Origin of the sequence: Streptomyces graminilatus (assembly GCF_001418565.1) — a bacterium.
Classification (GTDB): Bacteria; Actinomycetota; Actinomycetes; order Streptomycetales; family Streptomycetaceae; genus Streptomyces; species Streptomyces graminilatus.
Genome location: NZ_LIQQ01000321.1, coordinates 1 through 8,550 on the forward strand (window position 1 = coordinate 1; position 8,550 = coordinate 8,550).

Consider the following 8,550-nt stretch of genomic DNA (forward strand, 5'->3'; position numbering starts at 1 on the left):
CACCGTCAGATGTGTATAAGACACCGCTCCAAAACGCCCCGCACCATCCCCGCCGTACGCGAGCACATACCCGCCCGGGGTCCGGGCTGGCGCCCCGCGTCGGCGTCCCGGGTGGTCGTCACCGACGGCGTCCTCGCCGACGAGGGGAAGCTGCTCGCCGGTGAGCTGCGGATGACGTACGGCGGGAGTGCCGCACCCGGCGCCGGGGACGTCCAGCTCAGGCTGGACCCGGGACAGGCGGCCAAGGGCCCCGAGTCCTACACCCTCACCGTCAAGGGCGGCCGGGTCACCGTGGCCGCCCCCACCGATGCCGGTGTCTTCTACGGCACCCGCACCCTCAAGCAGGAGGTGACCGGCGGGAGCACCGCGCCCGAGGGCGTTGTGCGCGACCGGCCGGCCAAGGCGGTGCGCGGGCTGATGCTGGACATCGCCCGCAAGCACTTCACGGCGGCCTGGATCGAGGACCGCGTCCGTGAGCTGGGCGACCTCAAGTTCAACGAGCTGGGCCTGCACTTCTCCGACGACCAGGGCTTCCGGATCGCCTCCGACACCCACCCCGAGGTCGTCTCCGGGGTCCACCTCACCAAGGCCGAGGTCCGCGCCATCCTCGCCCTCGCCGAGAGCCGTCACATCACCGTCGTCCCCGAGATCGACTCCCCGGGCCACCTGGGCGCGGTCCTCGCCGCGCACCCCGACCTCCAGTTGACGAACGCGCAGGGCACGATCACGCGCGGAGCGATCGACATCTCCAAGCCCGGGGCCGCGAAGATCGTCGACGACCTGCTGGGCGAGTACGCCGCCCTCTTCCAGGGCGCGTCCTGGCACCTGGGCGGCGACGAGTACCGGGCCCTGACGGTGGCGAACCCGGCGGCCTCCTACCCGCAGCTCGCCGCCGCGGCCACCGCGAAGTACGGGCCCGGCGCCACCGTCTCCGACCTGGCGACGGGCTGGCTCAACGACCGCGCGGCCACCGTCCGGGCCCACACACCGCCCGCCGACCGGACCGTGCGCGCGTGGAACGACGGCTTCTACACGTCGGCCTCGGTCCAGCCGGACAAGAGGATCCAGGTCGCCTACTGGACCGGCAAGGAGTACGGCGCACGGCAGCCGGTCGCCTATCTGAGCGCGGGCCGCAAGGTCGTCAACTACAACGACGAGTACCTCTACTACGTGCTCGGGCAGCCGAACCAGTTCTTCTATCCCACCGGCGAGCGGATCTACCGCGAGTGGACCCCGAGGGTGCTGCGGCACAGTACGGCCGTCTCCGCCTCGTACGACAGTCAGATACTCGGCGGGGTATTCGCCGTCTGGTGCGACCTCTCCGGATCGCAGACCCAGAACCAGGTGGCCGCCGGGATCCGCATGCCGCTGCGCGCGACCGTGCAGAAGCTGTGGGATCCCCGGACCCAACCGCCCCTGACCTGGAACGACTTCAAGAAACTGGCGGGCACACTGGGCTGACCGACCCGGTTTACCGGTTGGACGTACGGGCTCGGCGAAACGTAGGTTCCGCACAGGTATTCATATATTCGTATGCCGGGCGTGCCCCTGGGGAGGGGGTGCGCCCGGCCTCTTGTCGGGGGACCGTATGTACTGCAAGCGCTGCCATGTCTTCAAGGCGTCCACACCCGCCGGCCTGTGCTCGGGCTGCGCCGCCGATCCCGTGACCGAGTCCGGGGCCGTGTCAGGGGCCGATTTCTGGGCCGGAGCGGATTCCGAGGCGGACGCCGGGCCGGATTCCGCGCCCGCGCCCGAGCCCAAGCCCGACACCGAATTCGAGCCCAAGCCCGACACCGAATTCGAGCCCAACCCCGAGCCCGAGCCCAGGGACGCGGCTGGGCGCGCCCGAGCGTCCGCGCCCGGGGCGACCTCCGCTCCCGGCACCGGCACCGGCACCGGCACCGGCACCGTCCCCGCTCCCACTCCCGCTCCCGCTCCCGTGGCGGACTTCGTGCCGACAGGTCCCGTCGTCCAGCCGCACGGTCCGGCCTCGCTGCGTTCGCCGGTCGGACTCGGCAGGGCCGTCGCCGTACTGCTCGGCGTGGTCGTCGCCGCCGACCTCTTCGCCGTCTACGCCGACCTCGCCATGTACGACGTGACGGGCTCCCTCGCGGGCGACAACGCCTTCGGCGTCTACCGGGACCTCCGGCGCGACGCCGACCGGGCGGACTCGCTCATGGCCTCCGCCGGGATCGCGCAGTCGGCGGCCTTCGTGGCGACGATCGTCGTCTACCTCATCTGGTTCCTGCGGGTGCGGGTCAACGCCGAGGTGTTCAATCCGTTCGGGCACAGCATGAAGCGCGCCTGGGCGGGCTGGGGCTGGTTCGTGCCGGTCGTGAGCCTGTGGTTCCCGCGCCGGATCATGGTGGAGACCTGGGACGCGAGCAGGTCCCCAGGCACCCGCGCGTCGCACGCGCTCGTCAACACCTGGTGGGCGCTGTGGCTCGTCGCGCAGCTCACCGGCAGGCTCGGCACCAGCGCGTACGACCGTGCCGAGTCGGCGGAGGAGATCCAGGACGCCGTCGGCCAGGTGCTCGTCGGTGACGTCACCGACATCGCCGCCGCCGTGTTCGCGATCCTCGTGGTGCTCCGGCTGACCCGTATGCAGCACGAGAAGGCCCAGCACGGCCCCGCTCTCGCGGCAGTCTGACGTCCGATTGTCGGATCCCTGGCCAACTCGCTTGTGTCTGTGGTGTATTCGGCGCGGGCACAGCGAACGGAACCAGACCGCCAGGGGGATGGCATTGGGTTACTGGGGCTACTTGATCGTGGGCAGGAGCGAGCGGCCGCTCGCGGAGACCGACGCCCTGAGAGCGGTGCGCGACGGGCTGACCTCCCGTGAACGGCGCGACGACGGCTGGCAGGTGTGGGAGTACCCGAGCGGCGACGGCGACGTCGGCAGCATGAACACCCTCGCCATGGAGACCGACGCGCCCGCGCTCTTCGGGTACGTCATGGACAGCCGCTGTGTGGTGCTGGAGGCGGCGGCGCCCGAGAGCGGGGCGTGGACCACCTGTCTGGCGCGCGATGCCATGGCCGGATACCTGGGTGCCGGGCACGCCGAGGGGGAGAGCGACGGGGACGGCGGACTCACGCTCGACGACTACTTCCTGGAACCCGGTGACGCGGCCCGGCGCGCGGTCGACTGGGCCGCCGAGGCCGGCCACACCGTGAACACCGGGCCACTCCTCGACGTACTGACGGCGGAGCCCGACCCACTGGCCGAAAACCTGTTCTTCCGGTTTCTGGACCGACTGGGTGTTCTCCCTCTGTGACGCTCCGGGTACGTTGCACGCAGTACGGGAAAGTACGGGGCTCCATAGGGGATGGCGCCCTTGAAGGGGAGGCGTGCATGAGCCTGGTGGAACTGATCGCCGAGGCCGACGAGCGTGGCCTGACGGCCGGGGGACTGGCTTGTTTGGATCGGTGCGTGTCCCTTCTGGGCGGCGACGACGAGATCCTGCGCCCCCTGTGGGCCGCCCTCGCCGACGGCAGCGACCCGGACGACTGGGCGACCCGCCTGGAACAGGTCCGGATCAAACTCACGCCCACCGACGCCACCGGCACCGCCGAGGCAGCCGAGGGGGAGGCCGCGATCCTCGCCCGGCGGATGCTCGAAGGCGCCCCGGCCGACCGGTCGGCATCCGGGGTACGCGCATGGGCGGACGACTGCTCCGTCGCCGCCCTCCTCGTCCACCAGCTCCTGAACGCATCCACCGCGGACCCGTCCTCGGCCGACGCCTACCGCGAAGGCCGTACGGAGGGCATCCCGCCCCTCGTCGCGGCCGAACTGCGGCGCCAGACCACCGTCCTGGAACTGCTCGCCGGACACGGCTCGGGCGGACTGCGGCAGGCGATGGCGGTGTCGACGGAGGGCCGGCGCGTACTGCGCGCGGTGGTGTCGCGCCGGGCGCGCGGCCGGGCCTGACTCCACCCGGAAAGGGAGACCCTGGTACTCCGGGGACTCTGTGGCTTTCCTGTGGCCGTTCCGGGGTGGACCTGGGGCGGTCCCGCGCCGATCCCGGGCAGTCGCCGGAATAGGGGTGACGCGCGGTGCCACCTGCACGCTTTCCTGGAATGTGACAGTACGACGAGTATCAGAACGAGCGGCCCGGGCGACCCGTCCGCAGGCCGCCGCGAAGCCCGTGCGATGGGCCGCCGACACCGTGGCGACGATGCGCGAGGGCGCACGGCTGTACCTCGACTACTCGACCCAGAGTCTGTGGCGCGCGGACCGGATGATCGAGGAACTCCGCCGCGAACAGACGCCGTACCCCGCCGTGGAGTCGGTGCTGCGCGGCTTCGGGGCGTACGCGGGCGAGGTGATCGTGCGGGGGACCGAGGGCGCCGCCGAGTGGCTGGAGACGGGCGGCGGGTACTGGGTCCGTACCGCCGACGGGCGGCTGTGGGACCCGGTCGAGGAGGCCCGCCGCTGTTTCGCCGGCCATGGCTCGCTGCGGCTGCTCTGCCGGGACGCGACGGCGGTCTGAACGAACGGCGACGAGACAACGACGAGAGGACGGGCGGCCGACCGCCGTGACGCCGACCGCCATGACGCCGACCGCCGTGACGCCGACCGCCATGACGCCGACCGCCGTGACGCCGACCGCCGTGAGAAAGACATCTGCCCTTGGCAACGACCGGGGCCGCCACCCCCCACAGGAGAGGCCCCGGCCGTCGCGTGGCACGGGCCGCGTGGCGGCCCGTATCTCCTACAGCGTCGCATGGGCGATTTCTGTCACGCTGTCACCCGACCACGAGTTGGTTGCACGTTGTACGGACATGGACGAGAAGCGCATTCACGTCGTAACGTGCCTTTCGCTACAGGCTGCGGACGACAGGCAAACTGCATCCACTGAGGTCTTGAGGTGTGCGCGGTGCAGGGGGACGACGCGGAGCTGACCACCGCGGTGCTCGCGGCACAGGCCGGGGACGAGACCGCTTTCCGGACTGTGTACCGCGCGGTGCACCCACGGTTGCTCGGCTATGTTCGGACGCTGGTCGGCGACCCGGACGCCGAGGACGTGACGTCCGAGGCCTGGCTCCAGATAGCCCGTGACCTGGACAGGTTCGGCGGGGACGCGGACCGGTTCCGGGGCTGGGCCGCGCGGATAGCCCGTAACCGTGCCCTGGATCACATACGGATGCGCGGACGCCGCCCCGCGATAGGCGGCGACGAGACCGAGCTGTCCGGCCGCCCGGCCGACTCCGACACGGCGGGCGAGGCCATGGAGTCGCTGGCCACCGACAGCACCCTCTCCCTCATCGCGCTGTTGCCCCAGGACCAGGCCGAGGCCGTCGTCCTGCGGGTGGTCGTCGGTCTCGACGCCAAAACCGCCGCCGAGACACTCGGCAAGCGCCCCGGAGCCGTCCGTACGGCGGCGCACCGAGGTCTGCGACGGCTGGCGGAGCTGCTCGGCGAGGACCCGGACGCGACCGTCGCGCTCGACGCGCTGCCGCTGCCCCGGGAACCGCACGGACGTGCGGTGTCGTCGGCCGGTGTGACGCATACGCGTTCGCGGACGCAGAAGGACATGTGATGGCCGACGACGACCCGTACAAGTGGCTGGACAGCGCTGCGGCGGAGCGTTTGCTGAGCGGGGAGCCGCTGGCGGCCGCACTGGATTCCGCGGGCCCCGAAGCCCGTGACCAGGCCGAACTGCTGTCCAAGACCTTGGGAGCGCTCTCCCTGGGCACCCCGCCGTGCGGCGGGGAACTCCCGGGCGAGGCCGCCGCGCTGGCCGCTTTCCGCAAGGCCCGCCAGGCCCCGGACCTGAGCCGCGACGCGAACCCGGACACGGCCTCCGACGCTGCCTCCGACATGGGCCTGATACGGGTGGGCCGGTTCGGACGTCCCGACGGCCCGCCCCGGCGAAGCACCCGCGTGGCCCGCTGGGGCGGTCCTCTGCGCCTTGGGCTGGGTGCCGCGCTGGCCGCCTGCATGGTCGGCTCGGTGGCGCTGGCCGCCGGAGCCGTCGTCCTGCCGAATCCGTTCAGCGGGGACGAGCCCGGCCGCCCCGCCGCCTCCGTGTCGGGCGCCCCGCACGGTCCGATGCCGGCCTCGCCGTCGCCGCACGCCACCCGGGGCAAGGGCGTGTCGTCGCTCACACCCGACGACACGTCCGGGGGCGGCTTCGGCAGGGGCACCGGCGAGCACGCCCCGACCCCCGGGGGACGGGGCTCCCGCTCCGAATCGGGCGTGCCCGGCGGCTGGCACGGCGGGCTCGTCCTGGCCTGCCATGACCTGCACAACGGCAAGAAACTGGAGGCGGAGCGCAGACGCGCCCTGGAGAAGGCGGCCAAGGGTTCCGGGAAGGTCCCGCTGTACTGCGAGGACGTACTGCGGGACGAACCGGCGGTCCGCTCGGACAACGACGCCGGCGCCAAGGACGGCCCGAAGGCCGGTGGCAAGGGCAACGGAGCGAGCGGCGGAAACGGCAAGGGCGCAGGCAAGGGCCACAGCCGCGGAGACGGCCCCGGCGACGGCAAGGACGACGGAAAGGGCAACGGCAACGGAAACGGCAACGGCAACGGCAACGGCAACGGAAAGGGCAAGGGCAAGGTCAGGAGCCACGGCGGCCGTGTCGTGGCGAAGCCGACCCCCTCACCGATGCCCATCGCCGCGCCCGGGTCGGACGAGCCCTCGAACGGACCGGCGCCGGAGCCCGGCCCGTCGTACGGCGTCCTGCCGTTCCCGGCCGACGCCTGAGCCCCGAACGCCTCACCCCTCGGCACAGGCACCACCGCACGCCGCCGCCGGGATTGACCATGACGTACCGCTCTGACCTGTACGAACGTGTGCCCGCGAAGTTCTCGCGTGCGGGGTGTGACACTTTTGGCGGCACCGACGCAGTAGGGAGTGAGCCGACTGGTCATCGGTTCCTCGCACAGAGCCGGGGTTCCCCCCGTACCTACGGCTCGTGCACCTGGCGCGGGCGGGACACGTTCCCCCGGTCCCGTCCGCGCCCCCAAATCCTCTTCGGTCTCTCCGCGCGGACTCACTCACCAGTGGACGACGACCTTGTCACCCTTGCTCACCTCGGCGAAGATCGCGGCGATCGCCGTCTCGTCCCGGATGTTCACACAGCCGTGCGAGGCGCCGGCATAACCGCGGGCCGCGAAGTCGGCGGAGTAGTGGACTGCCTGGCCGCCGCTGAAGAACATCGCGTAGGGCATGGAAGTGCCGTACAGGGTGGACACGTGGTGGCGTGACTTCCAGTAGACGCTGAAGACGCCCTCCCGGGTCGGCGTGTACTGGCTGCCGAACCGCACGGCCACCGTCGAGACGGTCCGGCCGTCGATCATCCAGCGCAGCGTCCGGCTCGTCTTGCTGATGCACAGCACCCGGCCCCTGAGACAGCGCCGGTCGGGGTAGTCGGCCGGTTGCCCGCCCATCAGATACAGCTCCCACTGCCCGGGCTCGCGTGTCATCCGCAGCAGGCGCTGCCAGGTGACGGTGTCGGTCCGTCCGGTGCGGGGAAGGCCGCGCCTGGCCTGGAAGCCCTTGACGGCGGTCTCCGTCAGATCGTCGTACGACCCGGTCGGCCCGTCGTGCAGCCAGTCGACCTGGCGCAGCCGCGCCTGGAGTTCACGCACGTCCCGTCCGCTGTCACCGCGCGACCAGAGAACAGGGCCGCGGGTGTCCCGCCTCGGCACCGGTGGGGGTGTGGCGCCGGGTCTGTCGTCGCCGGGCGGCAGCGTGCCCTGGATGTGCACGGGCGACCGGGAGCCGCCGTCCGTGTGGTCGGTCGTCACCGTGCAGCCGCCCACGACGAGAGCCGCGACGATGGCGAACATCACCTTCCGCATGCCCTTGGTACGCAACCTGGACCCCCCAAGCTCATCCCCTGACCCCCATGCAAGTTACGCCGGAGGCGCACACCGTGACGCGTGAATCGGCCTGGGGGCTACTCGTCGAACCGGTGTACAGGTCTACGCGAGCCGGTCTTCAAGATGCTGTCGTACAGTGCCGCAGGTGTGTACAGTTTCACTTATGGACACCTATCCGCTTGTCGAAGCACGGAATCAACTTGGACAGCTTGTCGGCCGGGTGCGGCACGGCGGTGAGCACATCTTGATCAGCGAGTACGGCAAGCCCGCGGCGGCGCTCGTTCCGATAGGAGAACTTGAGGAACTGGAGCGCCTGCGGGACGAGGCTGACATCGCCTTGGCGCGTGCCCGGGAGGCGGCTCCATCGGGTCCGTCCATGACACATGACGAGTTCATGGCTCAGCTTGAGCAAGAGGATCGGCAGGCCGAGCAGTAAGCCACACGGTGGTGTGGGAGGACGGCGCCATGGGCGAATTACGTCGACTCCGCCAGTTCGATCCCGTTGGGGCGAAGGCCTGTATGGCAGCCGTTCGGGAACTGGGCGACTCGCCCCGGCCCGAGGGAGCGCGTGCCTTGGGCGGGTCGGGCTACTACCGGATGTCCGTCGTAGCCTGGCGTGTGCTGTACCGACCGGATGACGTCACCGTGACGGTCCATGTCGTCAAGGTGGGCCGGGTCGCCTGACATCGGGACCTGCCCGCCGCCGACCAGTTCCCGGCC

At 71.1% G+C, this 8,550-nt stretch carries 10 protein-coding genes; 9 read left to right on the top strand and 1 reads right to left on the bottom strand.

Going from position 1 to position 8,550, the window contains the following annotated elements; all coding sequences use genetic code 11:
• The 7 genes from AOK08_RS26250 to AOK08_RS26280 all read left to right on the top strand — a co-directional run.
• On the top strand, positions 1-1,461 hold a 1,461-nt coding region (locus AOK08_RS26250; RefSeq protein WP_055530530.1), incomplete at its 5' end, for a beta-N-acetylhexosaminidase.
• 127 nt (positions 1,462-1,588) lie between these two features.
• Complete coding sequence (locus AOK08_RS26255; RefSeq protein WP_079054273.1) at positions 1,589-2,650, top strand: DUF4328 domain-containing protein; 1,062 nt, start codon at positions 1,589-1,591, stop codon at positions 2,648-2,650.
• 94 nt (positions 2,651-2,744) lie between these two features.
• Complete coding sequence (locus tag AOK08_RS26260) at positions 2,745-3,275, top strand: hypothetical protein (RefSeq protein ID WP_055530516.1); 531 nt, start codon at positions 2,745-2,747, stop codon at positions 3,273-3,275.
• A gap of 77 nt (positions 3,276-3,352) precedes the next feature.
• Positions 3,353-3,928, top strand: a complete 576-nt coding sequence (locus AOK08_RS26265; protein WP_055530518.1) for a hypothetical protein — start codon at positions 3,353-3,355, stop codon at positions 3,926-3,928.
• 151 nt (positions 3,929-4,079) lie between these two features.
• Positions 4,080-4,490, top strand: a complete 411-nt coding sequence (locus AOK08_RS26270) for a hypothetical protein (RefSeq protein WP_079054275.1) — start codon at positions 4,080-4,082, stop codon at positions 4,488-4,490.
• A gap of 387 nt (positions 4,491-4,877) precedes the next feature.
• The gene (locus AOK08_RS26275; RefSeq protein ID WP_055530522.1) at positions 4,878-5,540 is read left to right on the top strand and encodes an RNA polymerase sigma factor; all 663 of its coding nucleotides are present in this window, start codon (positions 4,878-4,880) and stop codon (positions 5,538-5,540) included.
• On the top strand, positions 5,540-6,709 hold the full coding sequence (locus AOK08_RS26280; RefSeq protein WP_055530524.1) for a hypothetical protein: 1,170 nt from the start codon (positions 5,540-5,542) through the stop codon (positions 6,707-6,709). The genes AOK08_RS26275 and AOK08_RS26280 overlap by 1 nt, the downstream gene beginning before the upstream one ends.
• Positions 6,710-7,002: 293 nt before the next feature.
• On the opposite strand, the gene AOK08_RS26285 is transcribed toward AOK08_RS26280, so the two are convergent.
• Positions 7,003-7,809 (bottom strand): L,D-transpeptidase family protein, encoded by an 807-nt coding sequence (locus tag AOK08_RS26285; protein ID WP_055530526.1) that lies wholly within the window; start codon positions 7,807-7,809, stop codon positions 7,003-7,005.
• A gap of 184 nt (positions 7,810-7,993) precedes the next feature.
• Here AOK08_RS26285 and AOK08_RS26290 point away from each other — a divergent pair, with 184 nt between their 5' ends.
• A complete protein-coding gene (locus AOK08_RS26290) occupies positions 7,994-8,266 on the top strand; it encodes a type II toxin-antitoxin system Phd/YefM family antitoxin (protein ID WP_063794128.1) in 273 nt (90 codons plus the stop codon).
• Between the two features lie 11 nt (positions 8,267-8,277).
• The gene (locus AOK08_RS44945; protein ID WP_277816043.1) at positions 8,278-8,514 is read left to right on the top strand and encodes a type II toxin-antitoxin system RelE/ParE family toxin; all 237 of its coding nucleotides are present in this window, start codon (positions 8,278-8,280) and stop codon (positions 8,512-8,514) included.
• Positions 8,515-8,550 lie beyond the last annotated feature (36 nt).

Coding starts and splice junctions, on each gene's coding strand:
- AOK08_RS26290 (WP_063794128.1), top strand. CDS start 7,994: ATGGACACCTATCCGCTTGTCGAAGCACGGAATCAACTTGGACAGCTT.
- AOK08_RS26265 (WP_055530518.1), top strand. CDS start 3,353: ATGAGCCTGGTGGAACTGATCGCCGAGGCCGACGAGCGTGGCCTGACG.
- AOK08_RS26285 (WP_055530526.1), bottom strand. CDS start 7,809: ATGCGGAAGGTGATGTTCGCCATCGTCGCGGCTCTCGTCGTGGGCGGC.
- AOK08_RS26255 (WP_079054273.1), top strand. CDS start 1,589: ATGTACTGCAAGCGCTGCCATGTCTTCAAGGCGTCCACACCCGCCGGC.
- AOK08_RS26280 (WP_055530524.1), top strand. CDS start 5,540: ATGGCCGACGACGACCCGTACAAGTGGCTGGACAGCGCTGCGGCGGAG.